Origin of the sequence: Joostella atrarenae, assembly GCF_021764745.1 — a bacterium.
In the GTDB taxonomy this organism is placed as follows: Bacteria; Bacteroidota; Bacteroidia; order Flavobacteriales; family Flavobacteriaceae; genus Galbibacter; species Galbibacter atrarenae.
Window position 1 is genome coordinate 161,606 of sequence record NZ_JAETXX010000001.1, and the last position, 22,307, is coordinate 183,912.

Annotated in this window: 17 protein-coding genes; 2 read left to right on the top strand and 15 right to left on the bottom strand. The window is 34.9% G+C overall.

Going from position 1 to position 22,307, the window contains the following annotated elements; genetic code table 11:
* Positions 1-243: 243 nt before the first annotated feature.
* From JM658_RS00700 to JM658_RS00725, 6 genes are all read right to left on the bottom strand, one after another.
* Positions 244-546 carry a hypothetical protein gene (locus JM658_RS00700; protein WP_236957309.1) on the bottom strand — a complete coding sequence of 101 codons (303 nt, stop codon included), beginning with the start codon at positions 544-546 and terminating at the stop codon, positions 244-246.
* Positions 547-841: 295 nt separating this feature from the next.
* Positions 842-2,404, bottom strand: coding sequence for a DUF4301 family protein (locus JM658_RS00705; protein ID WP_236957310.1), 1,563 nt, complete (start codon positions 2,402-2,404; stop codon positions 842-844).
* Entirely contained in the window at positions 2,379-2,966 is a 588-nt protein-coding gene (locus JM658_RS00710; RefSeq protein ID WP_236957311.1) for an AAA family ATPase, read from the bottom strand. Before JM658_RS00710 ends, JM658_RS00705 begins: the two co-directional genes overlap by 26 nt.
* Positions 2,921-3,559: a nicotinamide riboside transporter PnuC gene (gene pnuC / locus JM658_RS00715; RefSeq protein ID WP_236957312.1), complete on the bottom strand. Its 639-nt coding sequence runs from the start codon at positions 3,557-3,559 to the stop codon at positions 2,921-2,923. The genes JM658_RS00710 and pnuC overlap by 46 nt, the downstream gene beginning before the upstream one ends.
* Positions 3,543-3,803, bottom strand: coding sequence for a thiamine-binding protein (locus JM658_RS00720; protein WP_236957313.1), 261 nt, complete (start codon positions 3,801-3,803; stop codon positions 3,543-3,545). Before JM658_RS00720 ends, pnuC begins: the two co-directional genes overlap by 17 nt.
* Before the next feature lie 126 nt (positions 3,804-3,929).
* Positions 3,930-4,565: a 4'-phosphopantetheinyl transferase superfamily protein gene (locus JM658_RS00725; RefSeq protein ID WP_236957314.1), complete on the bottom strand. Its 636-nt coding sequence runs from the start codon at positions 4,563-4,565 to the stop codon at positions 3,930-3,932.
* A 241-nt stretch (positions 4,566-4,806) separates the two neighbouring features.
* On the opposite strand from JM658_RS00725, the gene ahcY reads away from it, so the two are divergent.
* The gene (gene ahcY / locus JM658_RS00730) at positions 4,807-6,123 is read left to right on the top strand and encodes an adenosylhomocysteinase (protein ID WP_236957315.1); all 1,317 of its coding nucleotides are present in this window, start codon (positions 4,807-4,809) and stop codon (positions 6,121-6,123) included.
* Positions 6,124-6,793: 670 nt separating this feature from the next.
* Here the strand turns inward: ahcY and JM658_RS00735 are convergent.
* The 8 genes from JM658_RS00735 to JM658_RS00770 all read right to left on the bottom strand — a co-directional run bounded on the left by JM658_RS00735 (position 6,794) and on the right by JM658_RS00770 (position 18,559).
* The gene (locus JM658_RS00735; protein ID WP_236957316.1) at positions 6,794-8,617 is read right to left on the bottom strand and encodes a cytochrome c oxidase subunit I; all 1,824 of its coding nucleotides are present in this window, start codon (positions 8,615-8,617) and stop codon (positions 6,794-6,796) included.
* A gap of 46 nt (positions 8,618-8,663) precedes the next feature.
* Positions 8,664-9,728 (bottom strand): cytochrome c oxidase subunit II, encoded by a 1,065-nt coding sequence (locus tag JM658_RS00740; protein ID WP_236957317.1) that lies wholly within the window; start codon positions 9,726-9,728, stop codon positions 8,664-8,666.
* Positions 9,729-9,760: 32 nt separating this feature from the next.
* Positions 9,761-11,134, bottom strand: a complete 1,374-nt coding sequence (locus JM658_RS00745; RefSeq protein WP_236957318.1) for a quinol:cytochrome C oxidoreductase — start codon at positions 11,132-11,134, stop codon at positions 9,761-9,763.
* Between the two features lie 33 nt (positions 11,135-11,167).
* A complete protein-coding gene (locus JM658_RS00750) occupies positions 11,168-11,758 on the bottom strand; it encodes a c-type cytochrome (protein WP_236957319.1) in 591 nt (196 codons plus the stop codon).
* Between the two features lie 9 nt (positions 11,759-11,767).
* Positions 11,768-12,292 (bottom strand): DUF3341 domain-containing protein, encoded by a 525-nt coding sequence (locus JM658_RS00755; protein WP_236957320.1) that lies wholly within the window; start codon positions 12,290-12,292, stop codon positions 11,768-11,770.
* A gap of 3 nt (positions 12,293-12,295) precedes the next feature.
* Positions 12,296-14,032 (bottom strand): NrfD/PsrC family molybdoenzyme membrane anchor subunit, encoded by a 1,737-nt coding sequence (gene nrfD, locus JM658_RS00760; protein WP_236957321.1) that lies wholly within the window; start codon positions 14,030-14,032, stop codon positions 12,296-12,298.
* A gap of 36 nt (positions 14,033-14,068) precedes the next feature.
* Complete coding sequence (locus tag JM658_RS00765) at positions 14,069-17,185, bottom strand: TAT-variant-translocated molybdopterin oxidoreductase (protein WP_236957322.1); 3,117 nt, start codon at positions 17,183-17,185, stop codon at positions 14,069-14,071.
* Between the two features lie 87 nt (positions 17,186-17,272).
* Positions 17,273-18,559: a c-type cytochrome gene (locus tag JM658_RS00770; RefSeq protein WP_236958047.1), complete on the bottom strand. Its 1,287-nt coding sequence runs from the start codon at positions 18,557-18,559 to the stop codon at positions 17,273-17,275.
* A gap of 212 nt (positions 18,560-18,771) precedes the next feature.
* Here JM658_RS00770 and JM658_RS00775 point away from each other — a divergent pair, with 212 nt between their 5' ends.
* The gene (locus JM658_RS00775; RefSeq protein ID WP_236957323.1) at positions 18,772-19,176 is read left to right on the top strand and encodes an SPOR domain-containing protein; all 405 of its coding nucleotides are present in this window, start codon (positions 18,772-18,774) and stop codon (positions 19,174-19,176) included.
* 68 nt (positions 19,177-19,244) lie between these two features.
* Here JM658_RS00775 and infB read toward each other — a convergent pair whose 3' ends face one another.
* Positions 19,245-22,229, bottom strand: a complete 2,985-nt coding sequence (gene infB, locus JM658_RS00780) for a translation initiation factor IF-2 (RefSeq protein ID WP_236957324.1) — start codon at positions 22,227-22,229, stop codon at positions 19,245-19,247.
* Positions 22,230-22,307: the final 78 nt, after the last annotated feature.

Genomic DNA, 22,307 nt, shown 5'->3' on the forward strand with positions numbered 1-22,307 from the left:
TTGGGAGTTGAAAAAAACAGTTTAAAAGTGTGTAAATAGAACACAAAACTGAGTAATTCCTACACGGAGGCAATAACGAAATTCAAAACAAAGCTTTTAAAAATCGATAAAATCATATTGTATCAATTCGATTTGATATATTTCTATCTTTTGAAATTAGTAGGATGCAAACAAAAAAAGGTTTGCCAATTGGCAAACCTTTTTAATCAAACGTAATTAAAATAAACGAAGCTTACTCGTCATTTACTTTTGAATCCACTCTCCGCTTTCACTAGCATAAAGTGTTGCTGTTTCTTCTCCTACTGCAACTTCTATTTTGTACTCAGAAGCTTCATTTTTGTATGCTTTTGAAATCGTAGCTCCTGGGAAATCTGCTGCAAGTGCATCTGTAATAGCTTGAGGAACCTCTGCTACTTCAATTTCTTGATACTCATCTTGGTTCACATATATTTCTTCTGCGATTCCGTCGTGAAAAATTACTGGTGTTGCTGCAAACGATGCGAAACTTCCTAATGCTAATGCTGATGCTAATACTATATTTTTCATAATATGTTGAATTTTATGTTATTAAATAATTTCTTTCTGATTAGTATATAGCTATATCTATACCGCAGAATAATAAAAACCCAAATAAACATGTAAGTGTTTGAAAATCAGAATAAAGAATTAATTTTAAGAATTTTAAAAATATTTAGAAGTGTGTAAAAAAGTGTATCGTTGGAGTTTACATGGGTAATTAATACACAAATTGTTATAATTAAAGAAGCTTTCTAAGTTTTATGATAAAACTTAGAAAGCTTCTTTAAACATCTACCTTTTAAATAAGGTAATATATATTCTCTTATTTATCCTTTACCTGATGTGCAGGTTTTAAAAGATCGACAACAGTTTTTACGGGGTTAAAAGTAGTTAAAGGGACTTCTATAAATATAGTATTCCAAAAAGCCATTCCACCATTCCATAATCCTGGAAGTTCTAATGCTTTTAATTCTTTTCCTTCTTTTGTTTTTGTAGTTATAAACGCATGTTGCTTATTTACAAAATCCAATAAATTATACTTCTCCCCTTTATAATTTTTTATACTACAAACTATATCTACAGGGTTAAAGTGTGTTGAAGCTTTTAAAATATCTTCTTGGAACTTATTATTACTATCTATTTGCGGAGATTCTACAATTTGTAATGAGATATTTCCATCTTCATCTTTTATCCAAAATGGTCCCCCTCCAGGCTCCCCTTCATTTTTCACCATTCCGCAAATTCGGATTGGAGCATTTAATTTTTCCTTTAAAAATTCAATTTGATAAATCTCTTTATATTTATCGAAATCAGATTTTACATGAACATTTAGTTCTGTTTTTAAGAAGTCTTTTATTTCAGCTATCTTTTTCTCGTCTGGAGATGTTTCGTCTAATAGTTTTGCATATTCAAACGACTTATGCTGCACTTCTAAAAGTTTCCCTGCTAATACTTTTTTATACTGCGCTACTTCTTGCTTGTATTTATAAACCACTACATTATCAATATTCTTAATAAAGATAATATCAGCATCTTGATCGTTTAGATTTTCTATCAGTGCTCCATGGCCTCCAGGTCTAAATAATAAATTTCCATCCTCTAAACGGAAAGGCTTATTATCCATATCTACTGCAATGGTATCTGTAGTTCCTTTTTGAAAAGAAAAAGAAGTATCAAAAGAAACACCAGTCTTTTCTTTTACACGATTTTGAATCTTATCCATTTCTTCATCAAAATCGTTATTATGCTCTTTAGAAATTGTAAAGTGAAGCTTAGCTACGCCATTAGATTCGTCATACAACGCTGCTTCATACATATGTTCCTCAAAAGCTGTTGCTGGATGCGTTTTATATTTATGAAATGGCAATAATCCCTTCGGACTAGAACCATAATCAAACTCATCTTTATCTAATAAGATTTTTATAAAATAGTATTTCTGAAAATGATCTGGTAGATTAAGGAAATCAGGATGCTTCTCTACGAACCTTTGAATTACAGGCTCATAAAAAGGAAACTTCTCTACTCCAATAAAAAATGTACGGATAAGCTCTGCTTTCTCTCTATTTACATATGCATTTATCGTTTCATTGGCAGGATTGTATGTATTTAGAAACTGAAATAACGCTTTAAACATTCTAGACGCAGCACCAGAAGCAGGAACAAATTTCAATAAATTTAAATCATCCTTTTCGGCTTCAAAAAGCGCTACATATTTCTTCTTATCTTCATCAGAAAATTTATGAATTCCATGCCCAATAGTAGCAGCTGCAATTAGGTTTACAAATGGGATTCCCTTTTTAAAAATCTCAATCTGCTCTGTTACTTGCTTTTTCGGTATTCCTTTTTGCTTTAACTGATCTTTATCTGCTTCGGTTAGTGTAATCATTATCCTTAATAAGTTTATCTACGTGTTTAATGGCTATTTTTAAGCGGGTTTCTAAATTCCCATTTAGCAGCACATAGTTTCTATCATAAGTATCTAGTGCATCTTTAAAATAGGAGAACATTTCTTCGCGAGCATCAGGTTTGTCTCGAAGATCGTCTTTTATCCATGGAATATCAATATACGTTAAAAAATACAAATCATACTTATTTTCTAATGCATATTTTTCAAGAATTGGATCACAAGTTCCAGTATAGTATGCTTCAGAATAAACTTTAGTTTCTAAAATATCGGTATCACAGAACAAAACTTTAGATGCCTTTTTTGAGAGTCTATTTTCTAGCTCCATTTGGCCTTCAGCAATAGGAATCAAATCTTTAGGCTCACAAGTTTTTCGTTCTCTATCCCATTTTTCTTGTAGATATTCTCGTGCATATTCTGCAACCCATTCTGTATTATAATGAGCCGCCAATGCTTTTGCTAATGTTGTTTTCCCAGTAGATTCTGGGCCGAACATTACTACTTTAATAATGTCTGAGGATTCTTGTTTAAGTTTTTCTTCCATGCTATATAACCATAAATGGCAATTACGGTAAATATTAAATATTGTAAACTAGTAAATGCTAACCCTTTATAAAGGTATAGGGGAACAGAAATAATATCTCCAATAATCCAATAAATCCAATTCTCTAATTTCTTTTTTGCCATCAGCCACATTCCAACAAAAAATATGGCAGTGGTTAATATATCTACATAAGACAACCACGAATCCCATTTATCAAAAAGTGCATAAATCACATATACAAAAATCATGGTTCCAATAAATAATAATACCGAGATTGACTTTTCTTTCTTTGTTGTTTTGGTAACGGCAATAAAATGAGTCTCATCTACTTTTCTCGTCCACACATACCAGCCATAAATACTCATGGAGAAATAATATGCATTAATCATCATATCTCCCAACAAACCATATTGCAACAATAAATAGACAAAAATAGCTGTACTTATAATCCCCGTTGGATAAACAAGAATGTTTTCCTTTTTAGAATACAACACACTTAAGAAACCAAAAAAGACACCTATAATTTCTAAAACTATAAAATGCGTTGGAACACCGTCGTATTGTGAAAACAGCCAATCAAAAATGTGGTTCATACTCGCTACGATCAGATTTTACTATTTTCATATATAACAATCCTTTATCGATCATTTCAAAAGCTTCTTTTATTTCTGTAGTGAGCACTTTCATCACTTCATCATATTCTCCATATACTTGCGTACTTAATGGATTTTCTAATACTGTGAGTCCGCTAGCTCTCATTTTTTTTATAAAGTGAATAATAGAAGGTTCAAAATTATCTTGAATTGGTGTAAGCGTTAATTCTACTGATATATTCATTTATGTTGATTTTTAATTTTTAGTTCTTTGAAAAGTGGTATTATACTTATTCACTTAATATTTTGTTGTCGCAACTTTAATATGCTTCCTTATTATCTTCTTTTATTTTCAAGATTTGCTCCCTTATTAACTTAAGCTATCCATTTCTAATGCATAGGCACATGTAAACCCATCAAACTCTAAAAAAGCTACATTATATTTCTTAATAATGCCCTTATAATAAACCCAACCTATTGTTTTTCCTTCTTCAAGTTCAAAAGAAATCACTTTAGTATGTTGCTTAAAACTCATTCCTTCCGTAGCAAAAACTTTGTATAAACTCTCTTTTATACACCATACCACGGTAAGCTTTCTTACATCTTCATCAGTTAGAAAATTATATTCGTAGTTAATAAATTTATTAGCAATCACACTAATTTTATCACGTTGCTTTTCAATATCAATTCCAATATTAGTATCGCTACTAATTATAATTCCAGAGAAAATAAAAGAATGTGTTATCGATATATAATTTCCATCTTTTAGATGTGGCTTCCCGTTATCATCATAATACAAATCTGCCGCACTATACCCTGCTACTTTAAGTAACTGCCTAACGCTTAAAAATCCACGTTGATGAATTTCCGATTTCATATGAGACAATCGATCTATACAATTAGCTGTAAGTGTGATTCCCTCCTTCATTTCAAGATAAGATTCTTCTATCTTCCAAATCAGCACTTTAGTATTAGCAGATGGCGTTATAGTTTTGTAAAGAGGCATGAATAATACAAGTTATTTATGTAACTTTGCACCGAATTTTTACAGTGGAAATTACTATTACAAAGCAATATTTATTGCTTAACGATTGTAAAAATAAGAAATGAGAAGGAACTATATTAATTATTTACTATTCATCCGTTATAATTAAATTCTAGATGTTTGTAAAACGGTTCTTCGAAGACTATTAATTTCCACGTTCTTATTCAGAAACAAATAAAAAATTTAAACAGAAAAAAGTAATATGAGTACCAAAACAGTTCCTTTTGTAGCCTATAAAGTAAAAGATATCTCTTTAGCTGATTGGGGGAGAAAAGAAATAGAATTAGCAGAAGCAGAAATGCCAGGACTAATGTCTCTTAGAGAAGAATATAAAGATGAGCAACCCTTAAAAGGATCTCGTATTGCAGGGTGTCTACACATGACCATTCAAACGGCGGTTTTAATTGAAACATTGGTTGCTTTGGGTGCAGAAGTTACTTGGAGTTCTTGTAACATCTACTCTACGCAAGATCAGGCTGCTGCTGCAATTGCTGCCGCAGGAGTATCTGTTTATGCATGGAAAGATATGACAGAAGAAGAATTTGACTGGTGTATCGAGCAAACACTTTTCTTTGGAGAAGATAGAAAACCATTAAACCTTATTTTAGATGATGGTGGAGATCTTACCAATATGGTTATAGATAAATATCCTGAGCTTGCAGCAGATGTAAAAGGACTTTCTGAAGAAACTACTACTGGAGTTCACCGTTTATACGAGCGTGTAAAGAACGGAACGCTTCCTATGCCTGCTATTAACGTAAACGATTCTGTAACGAAGTCTAAATTTGACAATAAATACGGATGTCGTGAGAGCGCTGTAGATGCTATTAGAAGAGCTACAGACGTTATGCTTGCTGGGAAACGCGTAGTTGTTTGTGGTTATGGAGATGTTGGTAAAGGTACTGCTGCCTCTTTTAAAGGTGCTGGTTCTATCGTTACTGTTACAGAAATAGATCCTATCTGTGCGCTTCAAGCGGCTATGGATGGTTTCGAGGTTAAGAAGCTAGAAAATGTTGTTGAAAAAGCAGATATCGTTATTACAACTACAGGAAATAAAGATATTGTTACTAGCAAGCATTTTGAGCAGATGAAAGACAAGACTATTGTTTGTAACATTGGTCATTTTGATAACGAGATTGATGTAGCTTGGCTAAATAAAAATCATGGTGCTAGTAAAGTAAATATCAAACCACAAGTGGATAAGTATACTGTAAACGGTAATGATATTATTCTTTTAGCTCAGGGTAGATTGGTAAACTTAGGTTGTGCAACAGGGCACCCTAGTTTTGTAATGAGTAACTCTTTTACAAACCAAACGCTAGCTCAAATAGAGCTTTGGAAACATTCTGATAAGTATGAAAACGATGTTTATATGCTTCCTAAGCACTTAGATGAGAAAGTAGCAAAGCTTCACTTAGAAAAAATTGGAGTAGAGCTTACAGAGCTTAATCAAGAGCAAGCAGAATACATTGGAGTAGAAGTAAAAGGACCTTTTAAGCCTGAGTATTACAGATACTAAAAATTAATAGCGCTCAAAAACATAGATCGCTTTAATATATAACGATAGAAATCCCAAGCAGTAATGTTTGGGATTTTTTTATTGAAAATCTTAAAAGCCAATACAACTAAAGTGTTACTGAGTTTATATAATATGGGCAATTGCTTCGCACCGCGCTTTACGCTACTAGTTTTGGTAAAAGTAAAAACGTTTACCAAAAGCTAACCGCTACAATCCCTATCGCAAAATAATTAAGGCCTAAAATAAAGCTGCTTAAAATAAATGAACGTATGAATTGGAACAACAAACTTCCAAATATCCTTTTTAGTCACCGTTCCCTGCATTTCTAGTTTAATATAATCCAAAATACATCTGTAGAGATAATAGAACAGGAGTGAGATGCTGAAACCATAATGAATATCTAAATGTAATAGAAAGTAAACAACTGTAAAGGGTAAGAAGGCAGCTAAATAATAATCTAAGAGACTCATAATATTTATAGAGTTAATTTCCTACATAATATATTATTTATATAGCGTAAAATAGAATATTAACCACAAGATACACATATAAAGGATAAAGAGTACTAATTAGAATATAAACATTGATTAAAACAAATAATAAACAGGCATACAAAAAAAGGCCTTCTATAAAAGAAGACCTTTTTAAATATATTATTAAGTAAACCTTATTAGTGATTCATTTCCTCTTCACCTTCTTGTAAAGGAACAGTTTGAGGTACAAAGTCTTGACCAGGAATTACATACTCACCATTTTCATTAGTTTTACTGTAATCGTAAGCCCATCTGTGAACTTCCGGAATTTCTCCAGGCCAGTTACCATGAATAGCTTCAACAGGAGTAGTCCATTCTAAGGTTGTAGATTTCCATGGGTTTTGAACCGCTTTCTCTCCATAAAACATACTGTAAAAGAAGTTCCAAAGGAATATTAACTGAGCAAGTCCAGCGATTAAAGCAAATACAGTCATTACTACTTGGATATTCGATAAATCATCAAACATAGGGAAGTTAGTATTTGTATAGTAACGTCTTGGTACACCAGCCATTCCTACAAAGTGCATTGGGAAGAAAACTCCATAGGCACAAATTGCAGTAATCCAGAAATGTACATATCCTAAGTTTTTATTAATCATTCTTCCGAACATTTTAGGATACCAATGGTAAATACCAGCAAACATTCCGTAAAGAGCAGAAATACCCATTACTAAGTGGAAGTGAGCAATAACGAAATATGTATCGTGAACATTAATATCTAATGCACTATCTCCTAAAATAATTCCTGTTAATCCTCCAGTAATGAATGTAGATACAAATCCGATAGAGAATAACATCCCTGGGTTCATTTGTATGTTCCCCTTCCAGATTGTTGTAATCCAGTTAAAGGCCTTTACTGCAGAAGGAATTGCAATTAATAACGTTGTAAATGTAAATACAGATCCTAAGAAAGGATTCATTCCTGAAATAAACATATGGTGACCCCAAACGATTGTTGATAAGAAAGCAATTGCTAATATCGAAGCAATCATCGCACGGTAACCAAAGATTGGTTTACGTGAATTGGCAGCCATAATTTCAGAAACAATTCCCATCGCTGGTAAGATTACAATATATACCTCTGGGTGACCTAAGAACCAGAAAAGGTGCTCAAATAATACAGGTGACCCTCCTTGGTAATGTAATACTTCTCCTTGGATAAATATATCTGATAAAAAGAATGAAGTTCCAAAACTTCTATCCATTATAAGCAATAAAGCTGCTGATAAAAGAACTGGGAAAGATACAATCCCGATGATAGCTGTAACAAAGAAAGCCCAAATAGTAAGTGGCAATCTTGTCATAGACATTCCTTTTGTTCTTAAGTTAATAACGGTAACTACATAGTTTAAAGATCCTAATAAAGAAGATGCAATAAAGATAGCCATAGAAACTAACCATAAAGTCATCCCTAATCCAGATCCACCCATTGCTTGTGGCAATGCACTTAATGGAGGATAAATTGTCCATCCAGCAGCAGCAGGTCCAGCTTCAATAAATAAAGAAGAAACCATAATGATACTAGATAAAAAGAACAACCAGTAAGAAAGCATGTTCATAAATCCAGATGCCATATCTCTGGCTCCAATTTGAAGTGGAATTAATAAGTTACTAAAAGTACCACTAAGTCCTTGTGTAAGTACAAAGAATACCATGATAGTACCATGAATGGTAACTAATGCCAAATATATATTAGGATCCATTACACCGTCTGGTGCCCAATCTCCTAATAAAATTTCGAATATTTTAAAAGATTCTCCTGGCCATGCAATTTGCATTCTAAAAAGTAATGACATTGCAATTCCTATAACCCCCATTAATAAACCGGTGATTAGGTATTGCTTAGAGATCATTTTATGGTCTTGACTGAATATATACTTCGTTATAAACGTCTCTTTATGATGATGTCCATGATCATGTGCATGATCTTCTAAGTGCCCCTGTTCTGCTGTTGCTGACATAATCTTGTTTCCTTTTATTATTTTTAAATAAACTTAGTTGTTAGTTTTAGTTTGCTGCTGCCATAGCTTTCTTGAAGGTATCTTGTCCTTCTAACCAAGCATCAAACTCTTCTTGTGTTTCTACTACAATTTTCATTTGCATATTGTAGTGAGAAGATCCACAAATTTTGTTACATAATAATACATAATCAAATTCCCAAGCATCAGCATTATCATCACCATTAGCTCTTCTTTCTGCTCTGATTTTATTAATATGTTGAACTTTTTCTACCATATCTGGATCCATTCTCATTTCTTCAGTAGTAACAGTAGGAGTAAATGCAAACTGAGTAATCATACCAGGCACACAGTTCATTTGCGCTCTAAAGTGAGGCATATAAGCAGAGTGAAGTACATCTTGAGAACGCATTTTGAAAATAACTTTTCTACCTACAGGTAAATGTAGTTCTGATTGAGATACGATATCATCTTCCCCATAAGGATCTGATTCGTCTATCCCAAGTACATTATTTTTATTGATATCTATTAAACGAACGTTAGCTTGCCCTAAAACATTATCGTTACCTGCGTAACGTGCTTTCCAGTTAAACTGTTGTGCATAAAGCTCTACAATAATAGGGTCCCCCTCTTTATCGTTTACATCCATCAAACTTGTCCAAGTAAAAAGTCCGTAGATAATTAAACCAGCTAAAGTAATAACAGGAATAATAGTCCAAATGAACTCAAGCTTATCATTATCTGCATAAAATAAAGCTTTCTTACCCTTCTGACCTTTGTATTTAAATGCAAACCAATGTAGTAATGCTTGCGTGATTATCTGTACAAAGAAAATCAAAGCCATGGAGATAAACATTAGGTTATCAATTCCCTCACCATGCTCAGATGCAGGAGTTCCTAATATAACATCACCCCACGCCCAGAATGAATAGATAGTAATAAGGTAGATGAAGATTAAAAATCCAAACATCAAATACCCATTTAGCTTGTTGTCTTTGTCGTTAGCAATTTGAGAGTTATCTGAATTGACTTGCGACAATTCAAAAATCTTTGTCATCTGCCAGATGGCAATGGCAACAAGTAGTAGAACAATAATAGTTAATAAAGCAGTCATCGTATATATCCTGTTTACTTTTTAAAATTCAATTAATAATGAAAATGTTTACTTTCTTCAACAAACGGATTACGTTTAGCTAGGAAAGATGGTGTTTTTGCAAGTGCATTGAACACTACAAAAATAAACAATCCTAAGAAGAAAAGTATACTTCCAATTTCTGGTATTCCAAAGCTCCAATGCTCTCCAACTGTAGAAGGCATAACGATTTGGAATATATCCATATAATGACCTACAAGGATACTGATTCCTGCAATCATTACGAACCAATTTACACGTTTAAAGTCACTATTCATAAGAACTAAGAATGGGAACACAAAGTTAAACAATAACATTCCGAAGAATACAAAATTATAATGTTCTATTCTAGTCATAAAGTAACCAACTTCCTCAGGAATATTAGCATACCATATTAACATAAACTGACCAAACCAAAGGTATGTCCAGAAAATACTTAATCCAAACATGAACTTAGCCAAATCGTGTAAGTGACTATCGTTTACAAACTCTAATAATCCTTTAGATTTAAGGTACATAGTAATCATTGCTATTACAGAAACAGCAGATACAAACATACTTGCAAAAATATACCATGCAAATAAAGTACTATACCAGTGTGGCTCTAGCCCCATAAACCAATCCCAAGCCATTATAGACTCTGTTACAAAGAAGAACAATAAGAAAAATACAGAGATTTTAAAATTCTTCTTGTAATATGTGTTGTCTTTTGCCTCATCCTGTGCTAATGAATTCTTAACAGCAAAATGTCTGTAAAGAACCCAACCTGCTAAAAAGATAAAAGATCTTATAAGGAAGAATGGTATGTTTAAATAACCAGACTTTAATTGTAAAATTTCATCGTGCGCCATTACATTAGGATCCATCCATATATATAAATGGTTTAAATGGAATGCTGATGTAAGTACAAAGAATACATAAAGTATTATTGCACCTGGAAATAAGTAAGCACTAATAGCTTCCATTACTCTAAATAGTACTGGCGACCAACCTACTTGTGCAACTTGCTGAATAGCAAAGAATACTAAAGCACCTAAGGCTAACATGAAAAAGAAAAACCCTGCTATAAAGAAAGCTGCCCAAGGGCGGTTTTGCAATTTACTTAGTGTATGCTCGTCATGAGATTGATGCGCTGCTGCCTCATCTCCATGCCCAGCTTCTGTTTTGTGATGTTCTCCTTTACTAGCTTCTTCGTGGTGATTAACTGCTGCAGCCTCGTGTGAATTATCTTCATGAGAAGCAGCACCATGATGTGCATTATTGGAGACAAGAGCTTTTGCCTCTTCTACCGTTGAGGGAGAAGTAAAAAAACCGTATCCTATCCCAAGAACGCCAACTATCATTAAAATGAAAGATGCTATTCTTAATTTATTTGAAAACGTGTACATATCCTGAATCTTCTTTTGAATAGTTGATTTTGATTATTTATTCTCTAAGTCTTGTTTTAGGGACATTACATATTCAGTAACTTCCCAACGCTCCTCTTCATTAAGCTGGTTAGCATAAGACCCCATTCCGTTTAACCCATAACGGATAACATGGTAAACACTACCTTCTGTTATGGCACGTCCTGCGTCATCATAACTAGGTATACCTAGTATTTTTTCACGCTTAACCAAAATACCTTTTCCATCCCCTTTTGCACCATGACAAACAGCACAATAGATATTAAAAAGATCTCCACCCTTCTGTAAATACGAATCTGTAACAGTAGAATCAGCATTTCTAAAAGCTTCAAACGGTAACGGATTTTTAAGATTTGCTTTTGCCGCATTATATCCCTCTAATGTGTTAGGATAATCATATGGCATATGCCCTCTTGCAATTGTTCCTTCTACAGGTAATTGCCCTTCTTTACCATTCCTAAAAGCAGCAGTCTCTTGGTAGGTTTCGTAACCTACAGACTTATACATATTAGGCATGTATTGATAATTTCTTGATGATTTATTTTGACATGATGCTACCAAAGTAACAACACCTAAAACAATCCCTATTTTTACAAAAACTCTCATTTCGAATTATTAATGCTTATCTGAAACTTTAACTTCTACTGCTCCTGTATCTACCAAGAGTCTTGTTAACTCGTCTTCATTGCCATTCAAAGACACTTCCATTAAAAAATGGTCATCTGTAGTTCTAACATCAGGATTCTCAGCTTTCTTGAAAGGCCATAATCTACTTCTCATATAAAAAGTAATAACCATTAAGTGGGCTGCAAAGAAAACTGTTAATTCGAACATAATCGGTATAAAGGCCGGCATATTCTGAATGAAACTAAAACTAGGCTTAGCTCCGATATTCTGAGGCCAATCTTCTATCATAATAAAGTTCATCATTGTAACAGCTACAGTAAGACCAATACAACCATATATAAATGCTGTGATTGCTAATCTTGTTGGAGCTAATCCCATCGCTTTGTCTAGTCCATGGACTGGAAAAGGCGTATAAACTTCTTCTATATGATGATGCGCTTCTTTAACACGTTTTACGGCTAACATCAAAACGTCGTCATCATTGTACATTGCTTGTATAACTTTTGAAGCCATAGATTAATTTATTAGATTTTTAGCTTGACCTGCCCAATCATCTCTTTGTGCTCTTCCTGGGAATTTTCCAGTAATTGAGTCTAAAAGATTATATTCTTTCTCGGACATTTTACTTACTTGTTCATATTTATAAATCCCAATCTGATTTAATGTCTGTTCCATAACTGGACCAACACCATCAATCTTCTTAAGATCATCTGCTTTATCTTCTTCAGGGTTAAACGCTCCTAAAGCACCTATTAACTGAGCTTGCTTTTCAGCATCTATAGTTACACTAGCTGTAGAAGTTTCTTTACTTACTTCAGCAATATCTGAAGTTCTGTTATCCGCTCCTGTACCTACTAAACTATTTCCATCTTCACGAAGACGTTTGTAACGCTCTCCAGATGATTTCAATATAGTTTTAACCTCTGCCTGTGCAATTACAGGGAATGTTCTAGCATATAAAAGGAATAATACAAAAAAGAATCCTATTGTTCCTAAGAAGATACCAACATCTACAAAAGTAGGAGAGAACATTGTCCATGAAGATGGTAAATGACCTTTACTTAAGTTGATCACGATAATATCGAAACGCTCAAACCACATTCCTATATTAATTATAATAGAACATATAAATGACCAAATATAGTTTCTTCTTAATTTTTTAATCCAAAGTGTTTGTGGCACTATAAAGTTACAAATAATAAGTGCCCAGAAAGCCCACCAATATGGTCCTGTTGCTGCACCTATAGATAAGTATGTATAATCTTCATAGTTACTACCAGAATACCATGCAATAAAGAACTCTGTAATATAAGCAACACTTACAATACCTCCAGTAAGCAAGATTACTTTATTCATATTCTCGATATGAACTCTAGTAATATAAGCTTCTAGGTTAGATACTTTACGCATTATAATAAGTAACGTTAATACCATCGCAAAACCAGAGAAGATAGCCCCAGCAACGAAGTACGGAGGATAAATTGTACTGTGCCAACCAGGAATTACCGAAGTAGCAAAGTCAAAAGATACAATGGTGTGTACAGAAAGTACTAATGGAGTTGCTAAACCTGCCAACACTAAAGATACTTCTTCAAAACGTTGCCAGTCTTTCGCTCGACCACTCCAACCGAAACTTAATAAACTATATATTTTTTTCTGAAAAGGCTTAACTGCTCTATCTCTAAGCATTGCAAAATCTGGAAGTAAACCAGTCCACCAGAAAACCAATGATACTGATAAGTACGTAGAGATTGCAAATACATCCCAAAGTAATGGAGAGTTAAAGTTCACCCAAAGAGAACCAAATTGATTAGGAATAGGAAGTACCCAATATGCTAACCATGGTCTACCCATGTGAATTATTGGAAACAATCCTGCTTGTACTACCGAGAAGATAGTCATAGCTTCTGCTGAACGGTTAATTGCCATCCTCCATTTCTGACGGAATAACAATAATACTGCCGAAATAAGTGTTCCAGCGTGACCGATACCTACCCACCATACAAAGTTGGTAATATCCCAGGCCCATCCAATGGTTTTATTTAATCCCCATACACCAATACCAGTTGATACAGTATAGATAATACAGCCTATTCCCCAAAGGAAGGCTACTAAAGCTATTGAAAAGACAATCCACCATAGTTTGTTAGCTCTTCCCTCAACCGGGGCAGCAACGTCTACAGTAACATCATGGTAAGATTTTTCTCCCGTTACTAAAGGTTCACGTATAGGTGCTTCGTAATGCGACGCCATAATACTTTATATAATTATTCTTGTTAATTCTTTTTTTTATGCTTCTTCTGTATTTCTAACTTTCACATGATAGAATACATTTGGTCTAGTTCCTTTAAACCCAAGTAAGTGATACATACGGTTGTCTTCTTTCAATTCAACTATCTCACTTTCCTTATCGTTAACATCTCCAAACTTAATTGATCCAGAGCTACAAGCTGCAGAACAAGCGGTCTTAAACTCACCATCTTTAATCGGTCTACCCTCTCTCTTAGCGTCTAAGATTGTCTTCTGTGTCATTTGTATACACATAGAACATTTCTCCATAACACCACGAGATCTAACCGTTACATCTGGGTTTAATACCATTCTACCAAGGTCGTCATTCATATGGAAATCAAACTCATCATTCTCACTATATAAGAACCAGTTAAAACGACGTACTTTATACGGACAGTTGTTTGCACAATAACGAGTACCTACACAACGGTTGTATATCATTTGGTTTTGACCCTGCTTACCATGAGAAGTTGCCGCAACAGGACAAACAGTTTCACAAGGAGCATGGTTACAATGCTGACACATTACCGGTTGGAATGCCACCTGAGGATTCTCAGAAGGGTGCTCTAACTGATGATATGTACTTATTGAATTTGGAGCAGCTTCCACTACTTCATTATCTCCTTCAAAACTTTCTTCTGAAGAATAATATCTATCGATACGCAACCAGTGCATATCTCTGTATTTTCTAACTTCGCTCTTACCTACAACTGGTACATTATTTTCAGCGTGACATGCTATAACACAAGCCCCACAACCAGTACATGAGTTAAGATCTACAGATAAGTTAAAATGATGACCAACACTAGAATCAAATTCTGCCCAAAGGTTAGCTTCTTCTGCCGCAACCTCTTGATGATTTACAGAAACCTCTGGTTGAGGATTCCAATCATGAGAATTTTTAGTATTGAAAATCTCTAGAGAAGTTTCTCTTAAGATATCACCTCTTCCGTCCATAGTACTTTTCATTTGCACAGAAGCAAACTCATGAGTACCAGAAACTTTTTCTAACTTAACTTCTTGAGAAGCATTAAAACCTAAGTAAAGCGGATATGCATTTACTCCAGTTTTCATTTCTTCTTTCACACCAAGCGTTTTACCGTAACCGAAAGAAAGACCTACAGTCCCCTTTGCTTGTCCTGGCTGAATTAACGCTGGTACTTTATCTAATGTAACACCTCCAACAACTACTTTTACGTAGTCACCATTTAAGGCTCCATCAGAAACAGTATAATTTTCTACTCCTAAAGCTTCAGCATCTGCTAAAGATATAGTAAGGTAGTTATCCCATGTATTTCTTGTAATAGGATCTGGCAACTCTTGTAACCAAGGATTGTTTGCCTGACGCCCATCACCTAATCCTGTTTTAGGATATAGTGTAATTTCCATTCCATTTGCAGTTGCACCAGCAAGCTGATTAACAGCAGAAGCAACAGATGCTACCGCAGCTTCAGCATTCATTGGCTCTGTATCTGCAGGAGCAGCAAAAGGAACCGCATCTTCATCAGCTTCAGCAGTTACATTTCCATTTCCAACAAAAACACCATCGTGCAATGCAGTATTCCAAGAAGAACCACCAAGAATAGTAGATCTCCAAGTTTCTTTTATATAATCGCTATAACTAGCATCGCTATCAGTCCATTTTAATAAAGAATCTTGAAATTGTCTTGTATTAAATAAAGGACGAATAGTAGGCTGCATTAAGCTATAATGACCTTTTTTCATTTCTACATCACCCCAAGATTCTAAGTAATGAGGCTCAGCTGCAATGTATCCAGCTTTTGTAGAAGTTTCATCTTCTTTTAAAGAGAATGCAACAGATAAATCTACATTTGCCAACCCTGCCTCAAACTCAGCAGCATTTGGCAATGTATAAAGTGGATTAACACCACTCATAATCAATGCACCAACTTTACCAGCATTCATATCTTCAACTAAAGCAGCAACTTGTTTTACATTTCCTTGGCGAGTCATTCTAGGTGCATCTACATCCATAACAACACTTCCAATAGATTTATTTATTGATAAAACAACTTTTTGAGCATTTACGTCGGTAATTCCAGTAACAACTACTGCATTTTTACCTGCTCTTGCTACTTGTGCAGCTGCATTTTTAACAGCTTCATCAATTTTTGCTGGCAACTCACCTCCAACAGATTTTCCGTTTAAATACCCATAAAACTTAGCTAAGGCTACTTTTTGCTGAGATGGTGTTAACGGAACTCTCTTATCGGCATTTGCTCCAGTTAAGCTCATATTAGACTCAAACTGAATATGTCTCGACATTTTACCATGCGCAGGAACACGTCCTTTAGCATAGCCAGTATCGAAACCTCCACCTTGCCAATCTCCTAAGAAATCAGCTCCAAACGAAACTATAACTTCAGCTTTAGAGAAGTCGTAATCCGCTAAAGCGCGAACTCCATATGACGACTCAAAAGCATCTAATGCTGCATCTTCAGATATGGCATCGTACTGAATATGCTTTACGTTTCCGTACTTAGCAGAAAATTCAGCAATTAATCTTTTTACAGAAGGACTAGCAAAAGTTTGTGTCAATAACACAATTTGTTTTCCACTAGCCTTAGCAGCGTTAAGTCCGTTTGTTACATTTGTATCAAGATCTCCCCAAGAAATATACTCGCCTTTTGCTTTTGGTCCTTGAACACGCATGCTATCATACAATCCTAAAACAGATGCATGAACTCTAGCATTTGCGCCACCATTAACTTTAGCGTCATTATTACTTTCAATCTTAATAGGTCGACCTTCACGAGTCTTTATTAATATGCTAGCAAAATCGTATCCATCTGCAATTGTAGTAGCATAGTAATTTGCTACTCCAGGAATAATATTCTCTGGCTGAACAACGTAAGGTATAGATTTTGTTACTGGACCTTCACAGGCTGCTAAAGAAGCAGCAGCTGTAGTAAATCCTACATATTTAAGAAAATCTCGTCTACTCGTAGACGAAGAACCTAATGAATCTTCATCTCCTAAAAATTCATCGTTAGGGATTTCCTCAACAAACTCATTCTGTTTAAGCGTCTCAGCGATAGAGCTATTTGGATTTAGCTCCTCAACACTTGACCAGTATTTTTTGTTTGATGCCATGTTATATATAACTATTTTAAATCAACCTGCCTAAACAGGCTTATCTTAGATTCTTTTATTCTAAATTCTTTTTTTAAAGCGTCTTTATTAATAGTGACACTTAGCACATTCGATTCCCCCAAGCTGAGCAGCCGTTAACTGATCTACCCCATATTTCTTAGAAAGCTCTTCATGTATTTTTGCGTAGTACTCATTACCCTCCATCTTAACATTTGTAGTACGGTGACAATCTATACACCACCCCATAGTTAAAGGAGCTTCTTGATGTACAATCTCCATCTCTTCGATTGGACCGTGACATTTCTGACAAGCGATCTGACCAACAGTTACGTGTTGCGAGTGATTAAAGTATGCGAAATCTGGTAAGTTATGAATACGAACCCACTTAACAGGTTTTGTTTCCCCAGTGTACTGCTGATTTTCATTATCCCAACCAACAGCATCGTATAATTTAGCAATTTCTTTATCGTAAAACTCTTTAGAATACTCCTCAGTAGCTGTAGACTCAGCAACTTCTGGAATACTTTTGTGACAGTTCATACATACATTCAAAGATGGAATCCCTGAAGTTTTAGAACTTCTTGCAGATGAGTGACAATATTTACAGTCAATCTCATTATCTCCAGCATGAATTCTATGTGAATAATGAATAGGCTGTATTGGCTGATACCCTTGATCAACACCAACCTGCATCATCCAACCATATGCAAAATATCCTGAAGCTAATAATAAAAACACTACAGAAACCAATACTAAGAATTGATTCTTAACAAAGGCTTTCCATAACGGCAAGCTCTTTTCTTTAACAGCGTACTCAACACCATTCGCTTCTGCAATTCTTCTTAAGGTCTTATTAACCAAAACAAGCATTACAACTAAAACAGCAAAGATTAAAATAAGTGCCCCTAAAATAATGTCATTCCCTACACCTCCAGAATTAGCATCACCATCACCTGCAGCCTGCGCATTTGCTTCTGCAGCTGGCGCCTCTTTTTTAGGCTCCATTGTATAAGCGATGATATTATCAATATCTTCAGTACTTAATTGAGGGAAAGCTGTCATCACAGAAGGCTGATACTCATCCCAAAGCTTATTCGCTTCTGCATCTCCAGATTTAATTAACGCTTGACTGTTCTTGATCCAAGAATGCAACCATTCGCTATCATGTTTATCTCCAACACCTCTTAGCGCAGGTCCAGTCATCTTTCTATCTAGATGGTGACATGCAGCACAATAAGTATTAAATAAAGATTTTCCTGCAGCAGGGTCTCCTTGTTGATCCTGAGCAAAAGCAGTAGTTGTAAACGCTAGCAAAAGCGCTAATCCGATACCTAAAATTCGCGTAATTGAATTAGGGTGTATCACCTTTTTCATATTAGAATATGTATTTTCTATCATAAATTGGCACGATTTTTACACTGTAAAAGTCATAAACCGTTTTATTAATCCGAGCACAAAAATACGACATAGACTCGATTTGCGAAATGTTAGGGAAGCGTTAATACATAATTTATACTTATTCTAAATAAAAAAAATTATTTTTAAACAAAATATTAGATTTACATTTGCATAAAACAGCATTCATTATGAGAATATTAGCACATAAAAAACAATTAACTTTAGTAGTTTCTGCCCTTATTTTCAGCGGAATTACTCACGCTCAGAGCAGTGTTAAAACTTCAAAAGAGGTAGGAAAAATAAATATTGAACAAGACGCGAGGATAGAAAAACTGGTTGCATATAAAACCAATATCAATAAAACTGACGACGAAAAGCACTATAAAATCCAAATTTATAACGGAACATTAGAAGGAGCTCAAAAGGCAAAACAAGAATTCAATAGAGAATTTAAAGATATAGTTTCCGACATCGCCTTCGAAACACCAAACTACAAAGTAAGAGTTGGTCAATTTAGAACCAGATTAGAGGCCGACAGATATTTAATTGAAGTAAAAGAAGATTACCCTAGCGCATTTTTATTACAGCCTTAAATTGCGTAAAAATAAGACATAAAAAAAGCGACTCATTTGAGTCGCTTTTTTTATGCTTGATACTGAAATTATTTCAGCTTTTTCTTAACCTCTACTTCTCTGAAACTTTCTACAACATCTCCAATATGGATATCGTTGTAGTTCTTAACTTGAAGTCCACAGTCATAACCTTTAGAAACTTCTTTAACATCATCCTTAAATCGTTTTAAAGAAGATAATTCTCCAGTGTAAACTACCACTCCATCTCTAATTAATCTGATTCCAGAATTTCTATAGATCTTACCATCTGTTACCATACAACCTGCAATGGTACCAACTTTAGAAATCTTGAATGTTTCACGGATTTCTGCAGTACCTGTAATCTCTTCTTTAAGCTCTGGAGATAACATACCTTCCATCGCATCTTTAAGATCATTAATTGCATCGTAGATAATAGAATATGTACGGATATCAATTTCTTCTTTATCAGCTACCGAACGAGCATTACCCATTGGCCTTACATTAAATCCGATGATAATCGCATCAGATGCTGTTGCTAATAAAACATCAGATTCTGTAATTGGACCTACTGCTTTATGTATAATATTGATATGAATCTCTTCTGTCGATAATTTTTGGAACGAATCTGTTAAAGCCTCTACAGAACCATCAACATCTCCTTTAAGGATAATATTAAGCTCTTTAAAGTCACCTAACGCAATACGTCTTCCAATTTCGTCTAAAGTAATATGACGCTGTGTTCTTACAGATTGCTCACGTTGTAATTGTGTACGTTTAGTAGCAATTTGCTTAGCCTCACGTTCATCTTCATAAACATTAAATTTATCACCAGCCTGTGGCGCTCCATCTAAACCTAGAATAGAGATTGGAGTTGAAGGCCCAGCAACTTTAACTTCGTTACCACGCTCATCTTGCATTGCTTTAATCTTACCACTATGCGTTCCCGCAAGTACGTAATCTCCAATATTTAATGTTCCTGCTTGTACAAGTACAGTAGACACATAACCTCTACCTTTATCTAAGTAAGCTTCTACAACTGTACCGTTAGCTATCTTATTTGGATTTGCTTTCAATTCTAAAATCTCAGCCTCCAATAATACTTTCTCTAATAATTCTGGAACTCCTTGTCCTGTTTTTGCTGAAATATCTTGAGATTGAATTTTACCTCCCCAATCTTCAACAAGAAGATTCATTTGCGCTAACCTCTCTTTAATCCTTTCTGGATTTGAAGTTTCTTTATCAACCTTATTGATTGCAAAAACAATAGGAACTCCAGCAGCTTGTGCGTGACTAATTGCCTCTTTTGTTTGTGGCATCACATCATCATCCGCTGCAATTACAATAATTGCAAGGTCAGTTACTTGAGCTCCACGAGCACGCATTGCCGTAAAGGCCTCGTGACCAGGAGTATCTAAAAATGCAATTTTATTTCCATTTTTTAAAGTAACACCATAAGCACCGATATGCTGCGTAATACCTCCACTCTCTCCAGCAATAACATTTTCTTCACGGATATAATCCAATAAAGATGTTTTACCATGATCTACGTGTCCCATTACCGTTACAATTGGCGCACGGAATACTAAATCTTCAGGAGCATCTACTTCTTCAACTACTGCTTCTTCAATATCAGTTGTTATAAACTCAACTTCATATCCAAATTCATCAGCAATAATAGTTAATGTTTCAGCATCTAATCGCTGATTCATAGTAACCATCATTCCTAGAGACATACAAGCAGAAATAATTTGCGTAACAGGAACATCCATTAATGTTGCAACCTCACTTACAGTAACAAACTCTGTTACTTTAAGCACTTTGCTTTCTGCTTCCTGCTGCGCTTGTTCTTTCTCAGTTTTCTGTCTATGGAAATCTCTTTTCTCTCTACGATACTTAGCACCTTTAGACTTACTTGATTTACCTTGCAGTTTTTCAAGCGTCTCTCTTACTTGTTTTTGAACTTCTTCTTCAGTAGGCTCTACTTTCTCAACAGGAGCTGATCCACGTCTACCTCTTCCTGTTCCGCCAGAATTTCTGCCTTTAGCAAATCTTCCGCCACCACCAGATGTGTTATTTGGTCTAGGCCCTTTATTATTGTTGTCCTTACTTATTCTACGACGACGTTTCTTTTTGTCATCAGCAGCTTTAGAACCACCTTTTTTATCAGTTGACTTAGCGTCTTCTTTCTTTTTCTTAGGCTTATTAAACTGGGAAAGATCTATTTTCTCTCCAGTAAAGTTAGGACCAGATAATTTAGTATACTTTGTCTTAACTTGTTCAGAATCTACTTCCTCACCATCTACAATAACCTTTTTAGTTTCCTTAGGAGCATCTGACTCTTTTTTGGCAACTGGTTTAGACTCTTGTTTAGGTTTTTGCTGAACAGCTTCTTGCTTCTCTTTAGGAGCCTCCTGTTTAGCTTTAACAGGCGCCGCTTCCTCTTTCTTTTCAGTTTTACTTTCCACAGGTTTATTTGCTTCAGGTTTTTTATCTTCAACCTTTTTCTGTTCTACCTGTTTTGGCTCAACTTTTTTCTCCTGCACCTTCTCTACTTCAGCCTGCTTTTTCTCCTCCACCTTCTTAACCTCAGGTTTTTTTACTTCTTCCTTAGGCTCTTCTTGTTTGTTTTCTTGCTGAGGCGTCTCTAATTTCTCGGCTGGCTTTTCTTCCTTCTTCTCTGGAGCAGCTTTTTCTTTCTTACCATCAAGATCAATCTTACCAACAGTCTTTGGACCTGCTAAATTCGCCTTAGCCTTCACAATTTCTTGCTCTTCTTGCTTCTGACGCTTTAGCTCATTCTCTTTTTCCAATTCCTGCCTGATCGCTTCTTTCTCTTTACGCTTTTCCTCCCCAACCTCTTTAGAAGCAACTTTCTTACTTCTGTCCGTTTGAAATTCGTCTAAGAGAACATTATATACCTCATTGGTGATTTTTGTGGTAGGGCGTGCCTCCACATCATGACCTTTTGACGATAGATATTCTACCGCACGATCCAATGAAATATTTAACTCTCTTAAAACTTTATTTAGCCTCAATTTTGCGCTTTCAGCCATACAATATTTGTTATCCTAAATTTTATTTACTCACCCATTGTGAGTTGAATGTTTCGATATCAATCGAAATTCATTTAT